The organism is Asticcacaulis sp. P2_B1, assembly GCF_056404915.1.
In genome coordinates this window covers 246,810-268,382 of sequence record NZ_JBFUDD010000005.1, presented here as the reverse complement: position 1 = coordinate 268,382, position 21,573 = coordinate 246,810, and the positions used below count along the sequence as shown (strand labels likewise).

The window sequence follows — 21,573 nt, the reverse complement described above, 5'->3', positions numbered from 1 at the left end:
CTTTAGTCCTGCAGGTCGAGTTTGGCGGTATCGATGGCGTAGAAAGGTCCGTCGATCGGTGCCGTGAACATCAGGCACAGATCGTGGACACCCGACGCCGCCGGCAATTTGAGCGTCACCGCCTGCTGATTATTGCTGGTCTTCGGGTCCGGCAGAGGTTGACGCACCAGCTCCGTTCCCTCGCAACCGTCCTGAAGCACGACCAATTCACCGAACGGCGTCTGTTTCGGATAGACCTTGACCTTGTCCTGGTCGTGGGCCAGGCCGTAATTGCGGGCCAGACGGGCGATATTGACGTCGATCGCCGTCACACCGTCCAGTTTCGCCTGCGGATAGACGAAGCAGTCGTGGAAAATGTCGACATCGTAGACCGGGCTGGTGGCCGGTGAATCCACCGTCAGGGGCGCCCGCAGACCGAAATCGCCGCCGGCGCAGGTCTTCAGCTCGCCGCTTGACCGCGTCAGAAGCGTCGTGGCGCTGAAGTCGTAGGTCCGGCTGGCAGCCAGGACCCGGCCGGCATCGTCGAAGCTCGCCGCCTTCACCGTATGGCCGAAATCGAGTTTCAACGGCGCCGTATAGAGCGCAGACTTCAGGCCGGGCTCGGAACCGTCGAGCGTATAGCGTATCTGGCCGAACCGGGTCTGATTGATAAGGGCCAACTCCCCGCCCCCGGCCGCCAGGACCGCGTTGCGGTCGCCGGTCAGCTGGAAATCGACGGCGAAGGCATTGTCGCTATAGTGCACGCCCTGCCGCCGATAGCGCTCCAATTGCACCGGCAAACGCGCCAGGAAGCCAGACCAGTTGCGTCGCGCCGGCTGCGTCCAAAAAGCCTCCGACGCCGCGTCGACGCGCGGAAAGGCAGCGTTTTGCACATACCACGGCGTGATCAGATACTCGCTCCACAGATTGGCTTGGCCACCCAGGACATGCTTGCTTTCTTCCAGGGACAAGACCGTCGGCATGGCTTCGAAGCCATAGACCTTGGCCAGCGGCAATATGCCCATGCGCCCCGCCGGCTCGTCATTGCGTCGTGTCTGCAGATTGTCGAGATAGAGGGTGGCAATGACCACGTCGTGGCCCAATTGCGCCCCCTGGATCGCCCCGTCGTCGCCGCGCCACGACATGACGGCCGCCGACGGCGGGATTCCGCCCTCCAGAATCTCGTCCCACCCCATCATCTTACGGCCGTGGGCGGCGAGATAGCTGCCCAACTGCTCCATGAACCAGCTCTGCATCGCGTCTTCGGAGGTGATGCCCAGCGCCTCCATCTGGGCCTGGATCTTGGGCGAATTTTTCCACTGGTCCTTGACGGCTTCATCGCCGCCCAGATGGATATAGGTCGACGGAAACAGCGCCATGACCTCGTCCAGCACGTTCTCGACGAAGGCGATGCTGTCGGCGTCGGTATTATAGAGATAGGGATTGACCCCCCAGTCGGCCGATACCTGGGGCTGTTCGCCGGTGACGCTGAGCGCCGGATGGCCGGCTACCGCCGCCTGAGCGTGGCCCGGCATGTCGAGCTCCGGCACGATGGTGATGTGGCGCGCCGCGGCATAGGCGACGAGATCGCGCACCTCGTCCTGGGTATAGAAACCGCCATAGGGCTCGGTCTCACTGCCGGGACCGCCGTTCGACGGCGGCGTACGCCAGCCGCCGACCTTGGTCAGGTCGGGATAACGCTTGATCTCCAACCGCCAGCCCTGGTCGTCGGTCAGATGCCAATGCAGGACATTGAGCTTGTGCTCGCCCATCTGGTCGATCATGCGCTTGATATCGGCAACCGGCAGGAAATGGCGCGCCGAATCGATCATCAAGCCGCGCCACTTGAAACGCGGATAGTCGACGATATGCACGCCGGACAGGGTCACGGGTGCGCCGAACCGGCTGTCCGAACTCATCAGTTGCGCCAGGGTCATGGCGCCGTAATAGAGGCCGCCCGCCTCGCGCGCCGTGATGCGAACGCCCTTGGCGCCGACATCCAGCGTATAGCCTTCGGGATCGCTGACGGCGGCACCGGGCGTCAGAACCAGTTCGATGGCCCCCTTGCCGCAGCCCGACGCCAGGTCGAGGCCCTGGACAGCTTTTGCCACCGTTTTTAATTGTAGGGCCGCATCGCCCGCCGCGCCCGTCGCACAGATGGGGGTTTTACCGGACACCACGAAACGCCCTGCCCCCGGCGTGACCTTGACCGGCCATGGGATCAGGGACGGCTCAGCGGCCAGGACCGGCCCGGATCCCACTAAGCTAACAATCAAGGCCGCAAGACCGCCGGTGAAAATGCCTTTTGTCATGACCTAATCCTCAAACCTGAACATGTTTCCTAGCGGTGCGCGAACACCATTCACCGGCCGTTTCGGTCGCCCGGTAACGCTTTACGGCCGGGCGGCGGGGAGGACGTCCCAAATCGCCGGGTCTTCCGAGCCCAGGACCCACGAACTGACCCCGGCTAAGCCGGATGACGCCGCGATATCGTAACGCACCTTGAAGGATCGGGCGTCCGGCACGAAGGCCCATTCGCGCATCTGGTCGCGATAGAACCAGAACCACGATTCCTGATCGATCGGATCCCATTGCACCTGGATACCGTACTGCTTAACCAGGGGCTGCCATTCGTCGGCATCGAAATAGTCGGCGGAAATGTTGGAAGCCTCGGTGCCGTCGGCCTTGACCGGATTGCCGGCGTACCAGTGATAACCGTAGAGCGCTATGCCCAGGCTCAACTTTTCCTTCGGCACGTATTTCAGCGCATAGTCGAGGTTTTCCTTGACCCAGGTCATGCCGCCGACCGGACCGGGTGTGGTCCAGCGCGTATGCTGGTCATAGGTCATCAGCGAGATGAAATCCGCGCTCTTGCCGATCGCCGCGATATCGTAGACACCGCGCCAATATTCGAACATCCACTTGGAAAAGGCCCCGCGTCCGGGATGGCCCGGCGCATTGGGACAAACCGCTACGGACAGCTGCAGGCCGGCCGCATGCAGGGCGTCGGCCGTCTGTTTGGTCAGCAGGCTGAAGGCGTCGCGATCGGTCCAGGCGATGTTTTCGAAATCGAACTGATAGCCGACATAGCCGTATTGCTTAGCTTCATCGATCATGCGCGCGATCATCAGCTTCTTGGCCTCTTCATTGCCCAGCAGGGCATGAAAATCCGGCCGCACGGTCAGCGAAATAATCGGCATGACCGGAAGGCCGTGCGCCTTGGCCTCAGCCAGGATACCCGGATTGGGCGCGCCATTGACCAGGCCGTTCTTGTCGACGCCGTACCAGGTCGGCACCAGCAAGCCGATCTTGTCGATATGGGCCTCGAACGAGGCCACCGACTTCGGCGTCTCCATCAGATAGAACAGCGCCACCGGCCCAGTTGCCGGTGCCGGCGTCGCCGCGGCCGCGGCCGGTTTGGGCTTGGCCATGGCGCCTTCCGGCGCGGCGGCCAGCAAGGTCAGACCGAAGCAAAAGGACAGGAGAAGGCGTTTCATGGGATTTCCGGAATGATCAGTGTGTTTCGATACGGTAGACATAGGCGGGCTGGCGGGGTGCATCGGCCGGCGGCGTCAGCTTCAGGCCCGAGGCTGTTTGCGCGAAGGCGACCGGCTGGCCGGCGCCCAAAAGCGTCACGGCCTTGACCGGATAATCGCGGCCGATCGAAGTCACGGTCACCGAGCCGTCATCCGGCCACGCCATGGCAATGGCATAGAGGACACCGTCCTTGGTGGTGAAGCGAATATCCTGGGCCGTATAGGGTTTGGCCTTGCTTTCGGCGAAGGTGCCGTTGGCCGTTTCGGTCGGCCCCTCGCCGAAGACCACCCATGGCCGGGAGCCGTAAATCGCCTCGCCATTGACCTTCAGCCACGCGCCGACCTGCAAAAGCGTGTCGCGCGCTGCATCCGGGATGTGGCCATCGGCGCGCGGACCAACATTAAGCAACAGATTGCCGTTCTTGCTGACCACGTCGGCCAGCAGATGCACGATCGCCGCCGGGCTCTTATAGGTGTCGTTGTCGATATAGCCCCACGACTTGTCGCTGATCGAGGTGCAGGTCTGCCAGACATCCTTGCGGATACCCGGCGCCTGGCCGCGCTCGATATCGAGCACGCCGGTACCGTCGGCGAATTCGCCCAGCTTGTAATTGACGATGGCCGATCCGCCGGCATTGGCGGCCTTGTTATAATACCAGGCGAGGAATTTCGGCAGCGTGTTGCGGAAGGACGGGTGGCCGATCCACCAATCGAAATAGACCAGGTCGGGATTGTAGCGCCCGACCAACTCGGCCTGCCGCGCCAGCCAGTCGTCCAGCCACGCCTGCGAGACATGGGTATAGTCGCCGAACAGATCCTCGTCGCTCTTGCCGGCCATACGCGACTGGGCCGGACCATAAAGGCCGGCCAGGGCCGGGTCGGAGACGTCCGAGGGGAATTTGCGGCCTTCGTCGAAGAACCAGTCGTGTTCGGCGCGGTGCGACGACAAGGCGAAATGCAGGCCCTGGGCGCGGGCCGCCGCGGCGATTTCGCCGATCAGGTCGCGCTTCGGCCCCATCTTGACGGCGCTGTAGTCGGACAGGTGGCTGTCATACATCGAAAAGCCATCGTGATGTTCGGCCACCGGCACGACATAGCGGGCGCCGGCGTCGCTGAACAGCTTGGCCCATACGGCGGGATCGAACTGATCCGCCTTGAACAGCGGAATAAAGTCCTTGTAGCCGAACTGGGTTTGCGGCCCATAGGTCTGGATGTGATGGGTATATTCCGGGCTGTCCTGGATATACATATTGCGCGAATACCATTCGCTGCCGAAGGCCGGGATGGAATAGAGACCCCAGTGAACAAAGATGCCGAACTTGGCATCGGCGTACCATTGCGGCGTTTCATAGGCCTGAAGCGACGCCCAATCGGGGCGGAACGGCCCGTCGCTATCGCCCTTGTCGACGGCGGCCAGTAAGCGTTTGCGCTCGGGCGCGTATTTTTGGGTGGCCTTCAGCCAGGCACTGTCGAGTTCATCGGGAGTACGATTGTCGTTCGCCGCCGCCATGCCGGCTGTCGCCGTCAGGGACAGACCGACGCCCAAAACGCCTCCCAGAAAGTACCGGCGGGACGGCATATCGTGATTATCGGCCATGAACGACACCTTGAAGACTGGGAAGGCTGGGAAGACTGAAACACAGAACAGAACACTGCAAGGCTTGGGAAGGCAAGGGCCAAACGCCCCCTTCCCAAGCCTTGCGGCGTATCGCGTTTCGATTCAGGCTTAGCTTCGACAACACACAAACCCAACATAGTCTGGCGAGAATTTCATCTGGCTCGGGGGAGGAAAGACGAGCGATGGATTCCGCCTGCCGGGTCGAAGACACGACCTGAAGCAACGCGCCGCCGCACGGACCGACTCCGTGCGGCTTATGCGGTAGGACCTAGTTCTTGAACGAAATGCCGAAAATCAGCCGCGTGCCGTACTTGCTCCACCCCAGCGGCAAGCCGCCGGTGGTGTACGGATGCTGCAGATTGTCGAGGATATTCTGCGCCGCCACGTTCACCGATATACGATCGTTGACCGCGTAGGACGCCGAAGCATCCAACTGGCCCCAACCGTCGACATAGGACGGCGGAATCAGGTCGTTACCCAGCGAGACATTGTACTTGGTCCGGTAAGTATAGGACACACGCGCCTGGATCGGTCCCTTTTCATAATAGGGCGAGATAGTGTAGCTCCACTTGGACAGGTAAGGCATGGCCAGCTTACCCCCATTCGTGTTGTACTGGTCCGTGTAGCCCTTATACTGCTGATCCAGGAAGGTGACATTGGCCTGGATGCCGAAACCGTAGGCTATATTGCCCTGATAGCCGATTGCGAAACCCGGGATCTTGGCGCTGCTGCCGTTGTAAGGCGACTTGACCAGCATATTTTCGGTGCGGTTACAGGCGCGTCCGACCGTGCCCGTGCAGTAGCTGAGCGCGTTTTGCGGCAAGGTGACATCGACAAAATTATACCTTTGTACGATGTAGGACTGCACATCACGGTAGAAGACGTCGACATTGAACAGGCTGTCGGGCGCGAAATACCATTCGTACGAGGCATTATAGTTGATCGCACGATAGGGCTTCAGGTCCGGATTGCCACCATGGCCCTCGAAGAAATTCGCATTCGCCGCCCCGGTGTAATAGCGGTCGAGGCTGTATTCGATCTGACCCGACATGTCGGCAAAGGTCGGACGGGACATGACCTTGGCGGCGGAGAAGCGCAGCATCATATTGTCGCTGAGGTCGTAATTGGCGTTGAACGAAGGCAGGACGTCGTCATAGCCCTTTTCGAGCGGAATCATTTCCTCTTCGTACGGGTAGTAGTCCATGGTCGAGCGATAGACTTGCTTGTTCTCGGTCTTGGCGAAGCGGACGCCGACATCGCCATGCCATTTACCGGCACGGAAGTTCGCCTGGACATAGGCATCGCTCACGGTTTCCGTCGTGTCCCACATATTGCCTGCGTCACGATAGTCACCGTTCTTCACATTGCCGTCGCTCTTGTTGGCGATCGAATACTGGGCGACGGCTTCCTGCGTCATCGCGACGAAGGACTGAAGGTCGCCCTCGGTGCCCAGACCGGACACGAGTTTCGGATCGCTCAGGAAGGTGTCGAAGTCGGCCATCGTCCCGGTGGCACTGAACGTCGTGTTGAAGAAGTGCGGCTTGTTGACGTCGCGGTGCTTCTGATGTTTCACGCCGGCCAGGATTTCATAGACCGGCCCCCATTCGACTTCACGCTTGGCGTCGAACTTGACGTAGTCGAATTGATCGAGCGAGCGCGCCGTCTTGACGAATCCGGCCTGATCGCCCTTCTTGCGGGTGGCGAACAGTGTCGGATCGGTCGCGGCCTTGTCGAGATTGAGCGACGCGCCGTCCGGCGTCATCGCCCAGGTGCCCGAGTCGAAGCCGTAGAAGCTCAGATAGTATTCCGGATCCGAGCCGCCCTGCGCCTTGGTCTCGCCGATGGAGCCCTGGATCGTCCACGCGCCGGGCGTCCACTTGCCGTCCAGATAGAGGCCGGTGGTGTTGATGACCTGGTGCTTGTAGTACTCGTCCATGCGCACGGCGTAATTGCCGCTGCCGCCCGTCACGCCGGACTCGTTCGTCGTGACCGAGTTCATCTTGACCTGGTACAGGTTGTTGCCGTTGGCGTCATGCAGCACGTTGCCGTTGGCATCGCGCGTGTAGTACGGGTTGGTCTCGTTCCAGTCCACGCTCAGGTCGGTTTCAAACCACTGGTTATAGCTGGAATCGTCGTCCGCGACATTGATGCCGTACAGGTTGAATTCCAAATCGTCGCTCGGCTTCGCCTGGATGGCGGCGAAAAGCGATTTGCGTTCGTGCTGTTGCGTTGTCGCAGACAGAGCCATGTACTGCGGCACCAGCATGCTGCTGTTGAGAGCGGGACCGCTGGAGACCGTCGGCAGCGACGACGGAGAGTTGAAGGCGCTACCCGTACAGCCGCCCCAATGCGCCGCGCCGCAGACCGGCTGATAAGACGTGCTGATCGAGCCGCTGCCAAGCACCGACTTGTTATAGGAGTAGTTCAACATGACGCCGAAGCGTCCGCTGTCGTCCTTGGTGCTGTAGATGATGGAGTAGCGCGGATCCTTTTCCTCGTTCCGCTGATTGATGTTGTAGCTGTAGTTCAGCCGCAGCGTGTTGATCGGCAGCGACAGGGGCTTGAGCGTATTCAGGATGATCGTGCCGCCGACGCCGCCTTCGTCGAGACGCGCTTCCTGCGACTTGTAAACCTCGACATTGCCGATCAATTCCGGCGCCAGATTGGTAAAGTCGAAGCTGCGGCCCGTGTCGTGGCTGTTGGCGCCGCCGGTCGCCGTGGCGATCGGGTTGCCGTTCAGCTGAACCTGGACCAGGCGCGAGTCGATGCCGTTGATGGCAACCCTGTTGCCCTCGCCGCCGCCAGTCCGGTCAATCGTGACGCCGGGCAGGCGCGACAGAGATTCCGCGACATTGACATCCGGATACTTGCCCACGTCTTCGGCCGTGATGACGTCGATGTGCGCCGATGCCCGGCGTTTGACGGTGAGCGACTTTTGCAGGCTCTTGCGGACACCGACAACAACGACTTCCTGCGCGTCATCCGCGGTGGCCGACGGCGCAGCCGGCGCGGCAGTCTGGGCAAACGCGCCGCCTGACATCATCACGCCCGTCAGGGCCGTGGTGATCAAAGCATATGATTTTATTTTCATCCCTAGTTCTCCATCATTCCGCACAGCGGAAGCGCTCCAACATTATTGACACTTATCACTCGCCTTGGATTTGATAATACCTATTCAATACCAAAACACCTCGGTCATAAGCCATTGGTGAAAGCATTCTTACATATAAAATCGAAATAACGTCAAATCCTAGTTTGGCGGACAGGTCATATTTTCCGCCCAAAAGAGACCAAAGTCCAACGTTGTCATATCCTTTACGTTGTCAACAGCACGGCCCCGAGGACATGACATTTCACTCCATTGCAAAAAAGTATTTGAAAAATAATGGGAATATGGAAAAAATTTGCGATAGACGCTAAAATGTCATAATACGGCCGAATGTTGCTTTTTTGTATCACAGATCGAAGGCCTTGGCCGTAGCCAGGCGCAGGCCCATAAGGATTATGCATTGACCATGCGGGTCTCCCCAAGGCATATCCCGTCAAAGGTCATAACATTTAAAGGCTTGCGCGAAGCCTGTGATTCTTTCAGGAGTAGCCTTGTGTACAAGCGCCTTGTCGCCAACGTCCCACGGAGCCGGCCTTGATGCTGCTCGCTCAAGCCCTGAAAACAGCCCACGCCGCCCTCAAGGCTGGTGATATGCCTGCCGCCCTGACGGCCGCACGGGCAGCGACCACCGCCAACCCGGCGTCGGCGGAAGCCTGGTGGCTTCTCGGCAGGGCCGCCGTCCTCGATGACATGACAACTGCCGAGCATGCCTTCGCCGAGGCGGCCCGGCACGCGCCGGCAGGCTCGAAGCTCCGGGCGCAAATGCTCGCCCTTCGCGGCAAGCCGCTGATCAGCCTCGGACGCATGGCGGAGGCCGTGACCAGCGCCCGCGACGCCGCGGCCATGGGTCTCGACGACGTCGCCAGCCTGGTCAAGGTCAGCTACACCTTCACCCATGCCGGCCTGCCCGAAGAGGCGCTCGCCTGCATCCGCAAGGCAACGAAACTCGCCCCCGATCACGCCGAGGCCTGGTACAGCACCGGCAGCGTCTATCGCGCGCTGGGCGACATCAAGGCCTCCGAAGCCGCTTTCAATCGGGCGATCGCCCTGTCCCCCGCGCCGCCGGTCGCCGCCTATTTCAATCTCGCCTATTTGCGGCGCTGGACGGCCGAGGACAATCATATCGCGCTCCTCGAAGGCCTGTCCTGCCGGACCAGCCTGGAGGCCTGCCGCGTCGCCTATACTCTGTTCAAGGAATATGACGACCTGGGACAGACCGACGCCGCCTGGGACTGCCTGCAGATCGGCGCCAATCTGGCCGGCAAGATCGAATCCTGGGACTCGGCGGAAGAAGCCGAAACCATTGCCGCTTGGAAGACCCATTTTCCGCCAGAACGTTTCACCGTCCGCGACGATCGTCCGCGCGCCGGTCCCAGACGGATCTTCATTATCGGACTGCCACGGTCCGGAACGACCCTGATCGAGCGCGTTCTGGCCGCCCACAGCCAGGTTCAGGCCATCGGCGAGTTGAAAACCTTCGGCATCGCCACGCATAAATTGGCCGGGGTCGATGACGCCCGCCGCCTTGCGCCCGACGTCATCGCCGCCGCCGCCAAACTGGATCCGCTCGCCATCGCCGACATGTACGCGCGCGAGTCGGCCTATCTCAACGACGGCCGGACCTACGTTATCGACAAACTTCCGGCCAATCACGACTATGCCGGCCTTATCCGCCTCGCCTTTCCCGACGCCATCATCATCGCCCTCGACCGCAACCCGATAGACGCCCTGTTCGGCGGCTACAAAGTGCTGTTCACCGGCGCCTATGGCTGGTCCTACGCCCAGGACGACCTGGCCGACCATTACAGTCATTATCGCGACCTGATGGCTTACTGGAAACAGGTCCTCGGCGACGGACTGATCGAAGTGTCGCTGGAGGCCGTGATCCGCGACCCGGAAACCGAGATTCGCCGGCTGATTTCCGCCTGCGGCCTGCCCTTCGAAGACGCCTGCCTGAAGCCGCACGAAGCCAAGGGCGGCGTCTCGACCGCCAGCGCCGTGCAGGTCCGTGCCCCGATCAATTCGCAAGGCGTCGGCGCCTGGAAGCGTTATGAAGCGCACCTGCAACCGCTGCGGCGACGCCTGGAAGCCATGGGGTACCTCGCGCCGCATGAGGGGCCGTCATGATCCTGGCGACGTCTAAGGCTACCCCCTTCGCCCTTCATCCGGTCACCGCACATGTAATGATATATGTGGACATTGGTATGCCCCTGTGCGTAGATTTGCACCGAGCCCTGACGCCGATAGCCCGCCGCCAGGCCGGTGCAGCTTGTTGCAGTGACCTCGCATGAATTTCGCCCAAGACGCCCAGAAACTGGGAAGCTTCGACATTTCTGGCCTTCGCGCCGTCGTTCAGGGCTTCGCGGACGATGTCTGGAACGCCGACGCCAGCCGCCAGGCTGCCTTCAACGCGCATAATAGCACCCAAACGGTCAAGCTGATCGCGGACGCGGATTTCCGCCACACCGACCCGACCTATCATGCGATTTTCGCTACCCTTGAACCGCAGGTCCGTCCCCTGATGGAGCATATTCGCGGCTATTATCTGCAAACCCTGCGTCAACGCCGCGTCGCCGAGCAGAACGGCCCTGGCTACTTTATCCGCGCCCTGCTGACGCGCCTGCCTGCCGGCGCGGAGATCAAACCGCATATCGACGACGGCGAGTCGCTGAAACGTTGCCACCGGATTCATGTGCCGGTGATTTCCAATCCCGACAGCCTCTTCATGGTCGGCCGACTCCGCTTCCACATGCCGGAAGGCGAGATGTGGGAAATCAACAACCGGCGCACCCACGCCGTCCGCAACGACGGGACGCAAGCGCGCGTCCACCTCATCATGGACTATGTCCAGCCGGGTGAGACCGTGTTCGATCTCGACGGCCCCCTAACAGCTTAAGGTACCCTCATGGCTCAGCAATTCACCATCCGCCAGATCTATCTCAAGGACATGTCATACCAGGCGCCGTCCGGCGCCGCCATCTTCACCCAGGAATGGCAGCCCGAGGTCAAGGTGGACGTGAAGGTGGCCCAGGAGGCCTTGCCCGGCGGCCTGACCGAGGTTGTCCTCACCATCGCCATCGTCGCCAAGAGCGCCGGCAGCACGGCTTTCATGATCGAAATCATGCAGGCAGGGGTCTTCCACATTGCCGGTTACGACCCGACGCAATTGGACCGCATCGTGCTGGGCAAATGCCCGACGATCCTCTTCCCCTATGCCCGCGAAGCCATCGACAATATCATCATGAAGGGCCGTTTCCCCGCGCTTATCCTTGATCCGATCGATTTCGAAGCGAACCTGTCGCGTTAAATCTCGCCAGGGTTCCAGAAAGCTTCATAGAGCCAAGTTGTCATGTCTTTTCATTGGGCCCTTTAAATAGACGATGTCTGGCGCAATAAGCCAGGAATTCTGAACGATCACATCGATCGCCACCACGGCCTGCCGGCATGTCAAGAATCCTGACAACCGGCGCTTCACGATTATAGCGCGTTCTTGAACACGACGGACGCCCCGAGAAGCGTATCGCCGGCGCTGCAAACGCTCCGCGCGAAAAGGATCACGGCCCGATAACAGGGCTACGCCAACTTGTAAGCTCTCGCGCCCCCGCTAAATGGGTGGAAATGGGTGATCCTCCGCCGACTACAGCCTATAAGCGCCCACGACCCCCGGCTAAATGGGTGGAAATGGGTGATCGACCGCCGATTACAGCCGATATGGTCCCATGTTCACCGCACCACTTTTCGACATAATCCCCAAATCCTCAAATTCGTTCGCCGCCATCGCTGAGTCCAAGGGTGCCTGGAGGGCCTCCAGGCACCTCCCGGCAGACCGATTGGCGGCGTTGAGAGGGTCTTCGGCGGCTGGATTGGGCCGGTCGAGACATGCAGCCAGACACCGGCCATCCGGTACCGGAGCCCCGGATGTGCAGGTCTACTCAGCCGGAACCTCCGGCTTGGGCGCTCCGGTCTTGCGTCCGAAACCCGCCCCGAGCCCGAGCACCACTTTCGTGATCGCCGGCAGCACCAGTAGCGTCAGGGCCGTCGCTGTCACCAGGCCGCCGATCACCACAATCGCCAGTGGCTTCTGCACCTCCGCGCCGGTGCCGCTGCCTATAGCCATGGGAATGAAACCGATCGCCGGCACCAAGCCCGTCATGATCACCGGCCGCAACCGCTCGATCATGCCCTGCGTAATGGCCTGGCCCAGTTCCATGCCGTCCTCGATCCTTTGCCGGATACTGCTCATGACGACGAGGCCGTTGAGCACGGCGACACCGGACAGACAGATAAACCCGACCGCCGCCGACACCGAAAAGGCAATCCCGGTCATGGCCAGGGTGAAAACCCCGCCCGCGAGGGCCAGGGGCACGGCCGTAAACACAGAAATCGCCCGGCCAAGCCCGCCAAGGGCCATGAACAGCAGGCCGAAAATGGCCAGGAAACACACCGGCACAATGACCGCCAGCCGGTCGGACGCCGCCTTCAGGTTCTGGAACTGACCGCCCCATTCCAGGAACGATCCTGTCGGCAGGGCCACACCTTCCACCGCGGGCTGGGCTTCCCGCACGAACGACCCGACATCGCGGCCACGGACATTGGCCTGGATAACGATCCGCCGCTTGCCGTTTTCGCGCGAGACCTGGTTGAGCCCCTCGCTGAAACGGAACTGCGCCACCTCGCTCAACGGCACCGAACCGCGCGCATGACCGTCCGCTTCAGGCAGCATGACCGGCACCGCCTTCAACGCGTCCAGGTCGTTGCGTGCCGCCTGAGGCATGCGCACGACGATGTCGAAGCGCCGGTCGCCTTCGAACACCAGTCCGGCTTCGCGTCCGGCCATCGCCACCGCCACTGTTTCGGCCACCTCCTCGACGGTCAGGCCGTAACGCGCGATGGCGCCGCGATCGAAGCGGATATCGAGCGTCGGCGATCCGTCCGTCTGTTCCGCCTTGACGTCGGCAGCCCCCGGAATCGCCTGCAACACGCCGACGATCCGCGCGGCCGAAGCCGCCATCTTGTCGAGGTCGTCGCCGTACAGCTTGATGGCGACGTCGCCGCGCACCCCAGCGATCAGTTCATTGAAGCGCAGTTGAATCGGCTGACTCATCTCATAAGCCTGACCGATCAATCCACCGGTGCGCGCCTCTATGCGCTCAACGACATCGGCCTTGGTCTTCACGTCCTTGGGCCAATCCTTTTTCTCCTTCAGGATGACGAAGCCGTCGGAAATATTGGGCGGCATCGGGTCGGTCGCCACCTCCGCCGTCCCGGTCTTGGAAAACATCAGCGACACTTCCGGTAAACCGGAAATGGCTTTTTCGACACCCTTCTGCATGGTCAGGGACTCTTCCAGGGAGGTCGAAGGAATACGGCTCGTCGACAAGGCGATATTCTTCTCGTCGAGTTGCGGAATGAATTCCTGGCCCAACAGGGTGAACACGAAGCCCGACACGACGAACAAGCCGACACCGGCGCCGATGAACGGCCACGGCCTGGCGACCGCGCGGTCGAGAACCGGCGCATAGAGAGCCTTGATCTTGCGGATGATCCACACCTCCTTTTCCGTGATCCGCCCGCGGATCAACAGGGCCACCATGGCCGGCACGAAGGTGATGGACAGCACGAACGCCGCCGCCAGGGCCAGGATCAGGGTGATGGCCATGGGCGAGAAGGTCTTGCCCTCTACGCCGGTAAAGGTCAGCAACGGCGCGAACACCAGGAAGATGATGGCCTGACCGTAAACCGTCGGCCGGGTCATCTCGCGCGCCGCCAGGGTCGTAACGTCCAGCCGCTCGGCCAGGGTCAATATGCGCCCTTCGTGATGCTGACGTTCGGCCAGCCGCCTCAGGCAGTTTTCGATAATGATGACCGCGCCATCGACGATCAGGCCGAAATCGAGCGCGCCCAGGCTCATCAGATTGCCCGACACCTTCAACCCGTTCATCCCGATCGCCATCATCAGAAACGAGAACGGAATGATCAGCACGGCGATGATCGCCGCCCGCACATTGCCGAGCAGCAAAAACAGGGCCGCCGCCACGAGAATGGCGCCTTCGAACAGATTTTTCTGCACGGTTTCGACCGTCGCATTGACCAGTTTCGAACGGTCCAGCACCGTTGTGACCTCAAGGCCCGGCGGCAGCGACTTCTTGACCGCCTCCAGCTTTTCACCGACCGCACGCGCCACCGTCCGGCTGTTCTCGCCGATCAGCATCAAGGTGGTGCCGATGACGACCTCGTGGCCATTCATGCTGGCGGCGCCGGTGCGCAATTCTCCGCCCAGCCGCACTGTGGCGACGTCCCTCACCGCCACCGGCAGCCCGCCCCGGGTGGCGATGACGGCGCCATTGATCTCGTCCAACGAGCGGATGCGCGCATCGGCCCGCACCAGATAGGCCTCGCCGCCGCGATTGAGGAAATTAGCGCCGACCGCGAGATTGGCCGCTTCCAACGCCTTGGCCAGTTCCGGGAACGATATCCCATAGGCGCTCAGCTTCACCGGATCGGGTTCGACGATATACTGTTTTTCAAACCCGCCGATTGAATCGACGCCGGCCACGCCGCCGACCGTGCGCAATTGCGGCGAGATGATCCAGGTCTGGACCGTGCGCAGATAGGCGGCGCGCGACACCTCGTCACCCAAACGATCGCCCTCGGGCGTCAGGAAGCCGCCGTCCGATTGCCAGCCCGGCCGGCCATCAGCGATCCTGGCCCCCTTGCCGTTCGGTTGGGTATAGTCGACGGCATACATATAGACTTCGCCCAATCCCGTCGTCACCGGCCCGATCTGCGGCTGGGTGCCTCCGGGCAGGCTGTCCCGCGCCTGGACCAGGCGTTCGCTGACCTGCTGACGGGCGAAATAGAGGTCGGTGCCTTCGCTGAAGATGGCCGTGACCTGGGAAAAGCCGTTGCGTGACAAGGACCGCGTCGTTTCCAGGCCAGGAATGCCGGATAAGGCCGTCTCGATGGGAAAGGTCACCCGTTTCTCGATCTCGACCGGCGACAATCCGGAATCGAGCGTATTGATCTGCACCTGCTTATTGGTGATATCGGGCACGGCGTCGATCGGCAGCCGGGTCAATTGCCAGGCGCCGAACGCACCGATCGTCAGCACGATCAGCAGCACCGCCCAGCGTGCCCGCACGCTGAGGGCCATCAAATATCCTATCATGGCTATTCCTCCTCGCCCGCGCCCTTGCCCAGCTCAGCCTTGAGGTAAAAGGCGTTGCGTGTGGCAATCGACTGGCCGGCGGTGAGACCGGCAATGATTTCGGCGCGGCCGGCGCTACGCTGGCCGACCGTGACCGGCACGGCCTTGAAGCCGTCCCCGGTGCGCACGAAGACGACATCGCCGCCATTGAGCGTTTGCACGGCGTCTTCGGGCACGACGATGGCCGACGACGGACCGCTACCCTGCGGGAACAATCGCGCCTTGACCGACAGACCGGGCTGCCAATCGCCGCCGGGCACGTCGAGCACCGCCGTCGCGGCGCGCGTCTCAGCGTCCAGCGCCGGTGTCACCGAGCGGACCCGCCCCTCCAGTGCACGGCCGTCGGGCATGTCGATCACAGCGCGATCGCCGGCCGCCACACGCGTCATGTCGGAGGCCGCAATGGCCGCCTCGACCTGCACCCGGCTGGGATCCGACACGCGGAACAGCTCGGTCTCCGGCTGGACATAGGCGCCGAGACTGGCGCTGCTGGCCGTCACCCGGCCCGCGATCGGGCTGGCCACGATAACGCCGTGGCCGTCGGAGGTGATCCGCGCCGCCGTCGCCGCCGATTGGGCCCGCGACACCTCCGCCTGGGCGGCGGCCGCCTCGGCCTGCGCCTGCTCGTAATCGACCCGTGCCGAAACACCCTGATCCATCAGGGATTTCTCACGGGCAAGATTGGCCTGGGCGACACGGGCGCGGGCCAGCGCCGTCGTACGGTCGGCGGCCATCTGTCCGGCCTCGCGGCTTTCGATCAGGGCCAGCGGCTCCCCGGCCCGCACCGGATCGCCGAGGCGCTTATAGATGCGCAAGATGGAGCCGGCGGCGCGGGCGGTCAGAGCCGCCTGACCGTCAGGCTTTGCCACGACCTGGGCCTGCGTAACGATTTCCGAGGACAAGCCACCGGAATTGACGGTTTCCACAGCAATATTGGCGGCGGCAATGGCCTCTTGCGTAAGGGCCAGGTCGGCCGAAGGCGTCTCTTCCACCGCCGCAGCCGACGCGGATGCGGCTGGCTTGTCTGCCGTGCACCGCGCCAGGCCGAAACCGCCGAGTGCGGCGAGCAAAAGGGCGGCCATGGCGCCGCCGTACAGATATCGCTTGTTCGTTGTCATGATTTGTCTCCGGAGACTTGCGGATCTCCAAATGGGATAATGCCGCGCAGGTGCGCGAGTTCGGCTTCGGCGCGGAGGCGGTCCTCCCGGGCCTTGAGTGTCTGATTGCGCGCCTCGGCAAGGTTGCGGCGCGCGCCCAGCACTTCGCTCAACGGCAGCTTGCCGGCCTCGTAGCCGATACGGGTAAGCCGGTAGGCTTCCCGCGCGGCCTGCTCGCTGTCATGGGCCGACTGAACTCGGGTGAAAGCGGCCTGAAGGGCCGCCATGGCCGACTGAATATCGGCCTGGGCGTCGAGGCGGGCGATATTGACCTGTTGGTCGGCAGCCGCCAGTTCCGCCTGAACGGAACGGATATTGCCGCGATTGCGATCGAAGATCGGGAACGGCACCGAAACACCGCCAACCAGGGCGTGGGAATCGTCCGCCGCAAGCCGGCGAACGCCGAGCGACACGGTCACATCCGGGGCCGATCGGGTTTGCTCGACGCGGACACGTTTCGCCACCGCGTTGCGCTCGGCCTGGGCCACCAGATAGGCGGGGCTGGTCAATGGATCCACGGGAGGGATCGCTTCGCCACAATCGGCGTGAGACAACAGACTTTCCGAAATCGCCGTAAACGGGACCGGCGAATCCACCATGGCCGTGAGCCGGGCGAAAGCGGCGCTTCGCACCGCCCCAGCTTCGTCGACATCGGCGCGCGCGGCTTCCACGCCGGATCGCGCCTGCACGGATCGCAGATCGGCCTCCTTGCCGGCCTTGACCATGGCGTCGGCGGCGCGCGCGTCGTCTTGCGCCAGGGCAAGCGAATCCTTGGCGAGTTGCAACCGTATGTCGGCCGCCTCGGCGGCGGCGTAGGCCTGCGCCAGGTCGAAGGCCAAATCGCTCTGCGACTGATTAGCCTTGGCGCGCGCCACATCCAGGCCGGCCCGGCCGGCTTCGATACGCGCCCCGCGCTTGCCGCCCAGTTCGATCGTCTGCTCGATTTCCGCCGTCGTTTCGGCGCTCTCGCTGCCGGCATAGGCGCCGCTGCCGGCGAAATTTTCGACGCTGAGATTGAATGACGGGTTGGGCCGGGCGCGGGCCTGCTGCGCCAGGCCTTCGGCCTGGTCGAGGCTTGCCTCCGCCGCCTTCAGGCGCGGCGCCGATTGGGCCTGCCGCAACAGGTCGTGGAACGGCGGCGCCGGATCGGCCGACGCCAATGACGGCACGAACCCACCCAGGCTCGCACCGAGGAGAACCGCACCAAGCGGCCCCCGATAGGGAAATTTCATGAGAATCCTCAGTCAGATTTGATCAAAGCGCCGGTGGCGCGACACACTTCGGGCGTGCGATCAAATCTTCGGAGGCTGATCCGTACCGGCTGGCGAGCCCGGCTTTACGACGGAATTATAAGGCGCGGCGCCGAGGCGGGCGCCGGTGAGGATGGGGGTCATGTCGTCGGCACCGGCCGGCAGGGCGTTGAGTTGGCCGTCGGCAGCATGGTGATGGTGCAGGCCGGAAAGCCCGGCGTCTTCCTCGGAATCGACCTGCGCGGCGCAGGCCTGGTGACCGGTTTCGCATGCCGACGGCCAGCCGCCGTCCGCCAGAACAACATCGCCGCGCGCAGCGTGGGCAGCGTTCTGGACCTGCGCTTCCGCCGCCGTCACGCCGGCCCACATCATCATGGCCACACAGCACAAGGTGAGTATGGCGCGAAGACGGGACAGGCCGATGTGCAAAACCGAAGTCATGCCACCAAAATCACGGCAGGCACCGCGAAAGTCAAGTCACGTTGCGAAACGAGCGCCAACTACGGTAACATAGTATTTTCCAACCTACTCATTCGCGAGCCCAAAAAACCAATCTTTTCAACGAAACTAGTCCAGAAATGAGTGCCCGGTCTACGCATTCGCCGCGCTGCACAAGGCATCCCGGATTCATAAAAAAAACGGCGGAAGTCGCTACGGAGCCCAGGGAGGCCGAAACCGCAGCAACTTCCGCCGCTGTTCCATTGGTGAGGAAAGCGGAACAAGAAAGCAGACTAAATTACATCTTGTAGTTTACGCCGATCATGAAGACGCGACCGTTCTTGTAGAAGTTGGTCGGGGCGATCGTGACGGACGAGAACTGGTAGTAGGTTTCGTCGAGCAGGTTCAGGCCTTTGACATAGACCGCGACGTGATCATTGACGTTGTAGGTTCCCGACAGATCGACCTGGGTATAGGAGTCGGTGAAATCCTTGGAGTTGCGGCGGCCGATCTGGGTGAAATACTTGGACCGGTAGCTGTAGCTCAGGCGGACCTGCAATGGCCCCTTTTCGTAATACGGAATGACGTTGACCGTATATTTCGACAGGTAAGGCATGTAGTAGGCCTTGGTGCCGGTATCGGCCTCGGCGAAGGTCACATTGGTGCTGACGCCGAACCCGAAGGGCAGATCGGTTTCATATTGCAGGGCCAGGCCGTGGACCTTGGCGTTCTGCGCGTTGAACGGCGACGAGACGCTATAGGTCGACATGGCGCGGGTACTGGTGTTGTAAAGGACCTTGTCCTGGGTGTCCTGGACGATATAGGACGAGATGTCGCGGTAGAAGAATTCCGCGGCCGCCATGCCCGACTTGCCGAAATAATATTCCGCCGAAGCTTCATAATTGGTCGACTCGTAAGGCTTCAGATCAGGGTTGCCGCCGCCACCGGTCAGGTGCTGGTTATCCAGGCTGAAAGCGCCTGCCAACTGGCCGTAACGCGGACGTGCAATCACCTTGGCGATACCGCCCTTCAGCAGCAAATTGTCCGAAAGGTCGTAGACCACATTCACCGCGGGCAGGAACTTGGTGTCGTCCTGCGTGACGCTACGCGGTTCCGTAACCTGTACGGTGACCTGATTGCCGTCGGAGTCCAGCACCGGATTGCCGTTGGCGTCCAATTGCACAACAGTGGTGGTATTCCAGTAATCCGATTGATCGCGCGTGCGGACCAAGCGTCCACCGACATTACCGTGGAACTTGTCGACGCGGAAGTCACCTTGCAGATAGCCTGCCATGATCATTTCGTTGACGTCGAACATGGCGCCGTAATTCAGGCCGTTGTCGCTGGAGATACCCGAGTTCAGCATGGCCATCAGGCCACTACGGGTCAGGGTGGCGTACTGAGTGGCGTTGCCGCTGGCGCCCAGACCATCGAACAGGTCGGACGGTGACAGGGTATAGTCCCAGTGGCTGAGATCGGTCGGCGCGGCCAAATAGACATTGGTGCCGGAGCTCCAGTCGGAATTGTCGTGCACCGATGCTTTAAGGCCGAAGCGCAGCTTGGTGAACGGACCGTTGAGCTCCTTGGCGAAATCGATCTGTCCGTAGGTTTCCTCGTCCTTATAGACTTCATAATAGACGCCGCCGATCTGCGTATACCAGCCCTGGACGCCATTTACGGTGCCCTGACGCAGGTCGCTCTTGAAGAACGAAGTCGGGTCGGTCGGATCGACCGTGTAATTGACCATGGTGTGGTTCTGGTCAAAGTTGAAGGTGAACCCGGCGCCGGTCTGGAAGCTGGACAGATATTCCGGATCCTTGCCGCCCGTCGCCTTGGTGAAGCCGACATTGCCGCTGACCTTCCAGGTGTCGAACGACCACTTGCCGGCCAGGTTGACACTGTCCGTGGTCACAACGGAATGACGCAGGTTGTTGTCGAGCTGGGCATTGGTGCCATAGCTGGTCGCCCCGTTCGGATTGTTGGGATCGAAACCGATATAGCCGGACGAACCGATCGTGGCACCGGTCACCAGGCCGTTGGCGACAGAGATGTCGGAGGCGCGGTTGCCGCCCCACACGGCGACGGAATATTCCGACTGGCTGAAATTGGTATAATCGCCGACGATGTGCAGGGCCGTCAGATCGAACTCGCTGTTGTCATCGGGCTTCCACTGCACGGCCGCGCTCAGACCCTTGCGCTCACGCGTCTGGTCGAAATAGGCCCAGTTGATACAACACGGCACGCGGGCAGCATTCATCTCGGCATAGGAGGCCGGTGTCGGCGCCGCGCCGTTGATGTTCGGGCCCGTAACGGCCGTGACATTGCCGTTCGCATCGGTCGTCGTGGTAAAGCTGCCGTCGAAGCTGTCGCCGCCACTATAGCCGAAATATTCGACACCGGCGCGGTACAGGTTTTCCTTGTCGTAGGTGGCAGCGACCAAAACACCGAAGTTCTTGTTGTCGTTATGCCAGCTGTAGAGCACCGAACCGCGGGCATTGCCCTTTTCGGAACGGTCATTATAGGCATAACCGGCGGATGCCGRCAGCGTGCCCGGCTTCAAATCCAGCGGCTTGCGCGTCTCGATCATGACCGTGCCGCCCAGCGAGCCTTCGTCGATCCAGGCTTCGGGGCTCTTGTAAGCCGTGGCCTTGCCGATGATTTCCGGCGCCAGCAAGGCGTAGTTGAAGGTCCGGCCTGAAATGTCGTTGGGATTGCCACCCCAGTCGGCCGAAGCGATGCTGTGGCCGTCGACGAACATGCGGTTCAGCGCCGGGTCGGTACCGTGGATGGAGACCTTTTCGCCTTCCCCGAACATCCGGTCGACCGAGAAACCCGGAAGGTGGGACAGCGATTCAGCGACATTGGTGTCGGGGAACTTGCCGACATCTTCCGCCGTGATCACGTCGACGATCGCGTCCGTGTTCTTCTTGCTCTTTATGGAGCTTTGCAGGCTGTGGCGGATACCGACCACCACAACTTCCTGCGCTGTGTCCGCGGACGCAGCATCGCCAGGCGCAGCATCCTGCGCCATGACCCCTGACGACAGCATCAAGCTTGCCATGGCTGTCGTGACCAAAGCGTAATCTCTGTATTTCATTATGTTTATCCCCATTTTCAAAACCACTGTGTCACGTGGCGGACACAGCTATGCCTTCTGTAACCGGTCGAGCGAACAGGACATCTTTGGAAAGATGGCCGCCCACTTTAATCTCCGGGCGGGGGGCAAGGTATGTTCCAAAATAAGACCATGTCAATTCAATATTACAGAAGTATAACGTC

12 protein-coding genes are annotated in these 21,573 nt (G+C 61.7%); 3 read left to right on the top strand and 9 right to left on the bottom strand.

The window, feature by feature from the left end; genetic code table 11:
- Positions 1-2 precede the first annotated feature (2 nt).
- From AC1DX3_RS14430 to AC1DX3_RS14415, 4 genes are all read right to left on the bottom strand, one after another.
- Positions 3-2,291 (bottom strand): beta-N-acetylhexosaminidase, encoded by a 2,289-nt coding sequence (locus AC1DX3_RS14430; RefSeq protein ID WP_476990011.1) that lies wholly within the window; start codon positions 2,289-2,291, stop codon positions 3-5.
- Positions 2,292-2,372: 81 nt separating this feature from the next.
- Complete coding sequence (locus AC1DX3_RS14425; protein ID WP_476990010.1) at positions 2,373-3,476, bottom strand: glycosyl hydrolase family 18 protein; 1,104 nt, start codon at positions 3,474-3,476, stop codon at positions 2,373-2,375.
- 16 nt (positions 3,477-3,492) lie between these two features.
- Positions 3,493-5,112, bottom strand: coding sequence for an alpha-L-fucosidase (locus AC1DX3_RS14420; RefSeq protein ID WP_476990009.1), 1,620 nt, complete (start codon positions 5,110-5,112; stop codon positions 3,493-3,495).
- 289 nt (positions 5,113-5,401) lie between these two features.
- Positions 5,402-8,224, bottom strand: a complete 2,823-nt coding sequence (locus AC1DX3_RS14415; RefSeq protein WP_476990008.1) for a TonB-dependent receptor — start codon at positions 8,222-8,224, stop codon at positions 5,402-5,404.
- A gap of 555 nt (positions 8,225-8,779) precedes the next feature.
- Here AC1DX3_RS14415 and AC1DX3_RS14410 point away from each other — a divergent pair.
- The 3 genes from AC1DX3_RS14410 to secB all read left to right on the top strand — a co-directional run bounded on the left by AC1DX3_RS14410 (position 8,780) and on the right by secB (position 11,549).
- A complete protein-coding gene (locus tag AC1DX3_RS14410) occupies positions 8,780-10,369 on the top strand; it encodes a sulfotransferase family protein (protein ID WP_476990007.1) in 1,590 nt (529 codons plus the stop codon).
- A 160-nt stretch (positions 10,370-10,529) separates the two neighbouring features.
- Positions 10,530-11,138 (top strand): aspartyl/asparaginyl beta-hydroxylase domain-containing protein, encoded by a 609-nt coding sequence (locus tag AC1DX3_RS14405; protein ID WP_476990006.1) that lies wholly within the window; start codon positions 10,530-10,532, stop codon positions 11,136-11,138.
- 9 nt (positions 11,139-11,147) lie between these two features.
- A complete protein-coding gene (gene secB, locus AC1DX3_RS14400) occupies positions 11,148-11,549 on the top strand; it encodes a protein-export chaperone SecB (protein ID WP_476990005.1) in 402 nt (133 codons plus the stop codon).
- Positions 11,550-12,170: 621 nt separating this feature from the next.
- On the opposite strand, the gene AC1DX3_RS14395 is transcribed toward secB, so the two are convergent.
- The 5 genes from AC1DX3_RS14395 to AC1DX3_RS14375 form a co-directional block, all read right to left on the bottom strand.
- Positions 12,171-15,410 (bottom strand): CusA/CzcA family heavy metal efflux RND transporter, encoded by a 3,240-nt coding sequence (locus tag AC1DX3_RS14395; RefSeq protein WP_476990004.1) that lies wholly within the window; start codon positions 15,408-15,410, stop codon positions 12,171-12,173.
- A 2-nt stretch (positions 15,411-15,412) separates the two neighbouring features.
- Entirely contained in the window at positions 15,413-16,567 is a 1,155-nt protein-coding gene (locus AC1DX3_RS14390) for an efflux RND transporter periplasmic adaptor subunit (protein ID WP_476990003.1), read from the bottom strand.
- Complete coding sequence (locus AC1DX3_RS14385) at positions 16,564-17,838, bottom strand: TolC family protein (protein ID WP_476990002.1); 1,275 nt, start codon at positions 17,836-17,838, stop codon at positions 16,564-16,566. Before AC1DX3_RS14385 ends, AC1DX3_RS14390 begins: the two co-directional genes overlap by 4 nt.
- A gap of 60 nt (positions 17,839-17,898) precedes the next feature.
- Positions 17,899-18,297 (bottom strand): hypothetical protein, encoded by a 399-nt coding sequence (locus tag AC1DX3_RS14380; protein ID WP_476990001.1) that lies wholly within the window; start codon positions 18,295-18,297, stop codon positions 17,899-17,901.
- Between the two features lie 295 nt (positions 18,298-18,592).
- The gene (locus AC1DX3_RS14375) at positions 18,593-21,391 is read right to left on the bottom strand and encodes a TonB-dependent receptor (protein WP_476990000.1); all 2,799 of its coding nucleotides are present in this window, start codon (positions 21,389-21,391) and stop codon (positions 18,593-18,595) included.
- Positions 21,392-21,573: the final 182 nt, after the last annotated feature.

Excerpts from the sequence above, each read along its gene's own strand:
- AC1DX3_RS14430 (WP_476990011.1), bottom strand. The coding sequence starts at position 2,291 with ATGACAAAAGGCATTTTCACCGGCGGTCTTGCGGCCTTGATTGTTAGC.
- AC1DX3_RS14425 (WP_476990010.1), bottom strand. The coding sequence starts at position 3,476 with ATGAAACGCCTTCTCCTGTCCTTTTGCTTCGGTCTGACCTTGCTGGCC.
- AC1DX3_RS14420 (WP_476990009.1), bottom strand. The coding sequence starts at position 5,112 with ATGGCCGATAATCACGATATGCCGTCCCGCCGGTACTTTCTGGGAGGC.
- AC1DX3_RS14415 (WP_476990008.1), bottom strand. The coding sequence starts at position 8,224 with ATGAAAATAAAATCATATGCTTTGATCACCACGGCCCTGACGGGCGTG.
- AC1DX3_RS14410 (WP_476990007.1), top strand. The coding sequence starts at position 8,780 with ATGCTGCTCGCTCAAGCCCTGAAAACAGCCCACGCCGCCCTCAAGGCT.
- AC1DX3_RS14405 (WP_476990006.1), top strand. The coding sequence starts at position 10,530 with ATGAATTTCGCCCAAGACGCCCAGAAACTGGGAAGCTTCGACATTTCT.
- secB (WP_476990005.1), top strand. The coding sequence starts at position 11,148 with ATGGCTCAGCAATTCACCATCCGCCAGATCTATCTCAAGGACATGTCA.
- AC1DX3_RS14395 (WP_476990004.1), bottom strand. The coding sequence starts at position 15,410 with ATGATAGGATATTTGATGGCCCTCAGCGTGCGGGCACGCTGGGCGGTG.
- AC1DX3_RS14390 (WP_476990003.1), bottom strand. The coding sequence starts at position 16,567 with ATGACAACGAACAAGCGATATCTGTACGGCGGCGCCATGGCCGCCCTT.
- AC1DX3_RS14385 (WP_476990002.1), bottom strand. The coding sequence starts at position 17,838 with ATGAAATTTCCCTATCGGGGGCCGCTTGGTGCGGTTCTCCTCGGTGCG.
- AC1DX3_RS14380 (WP_476990001.1), bottom strand. The coding sequence starts at position 18,297 with ATGACTTCGGTTTTGCACATCGGCCTGTCCCGTCTTCGCGCCATACTC.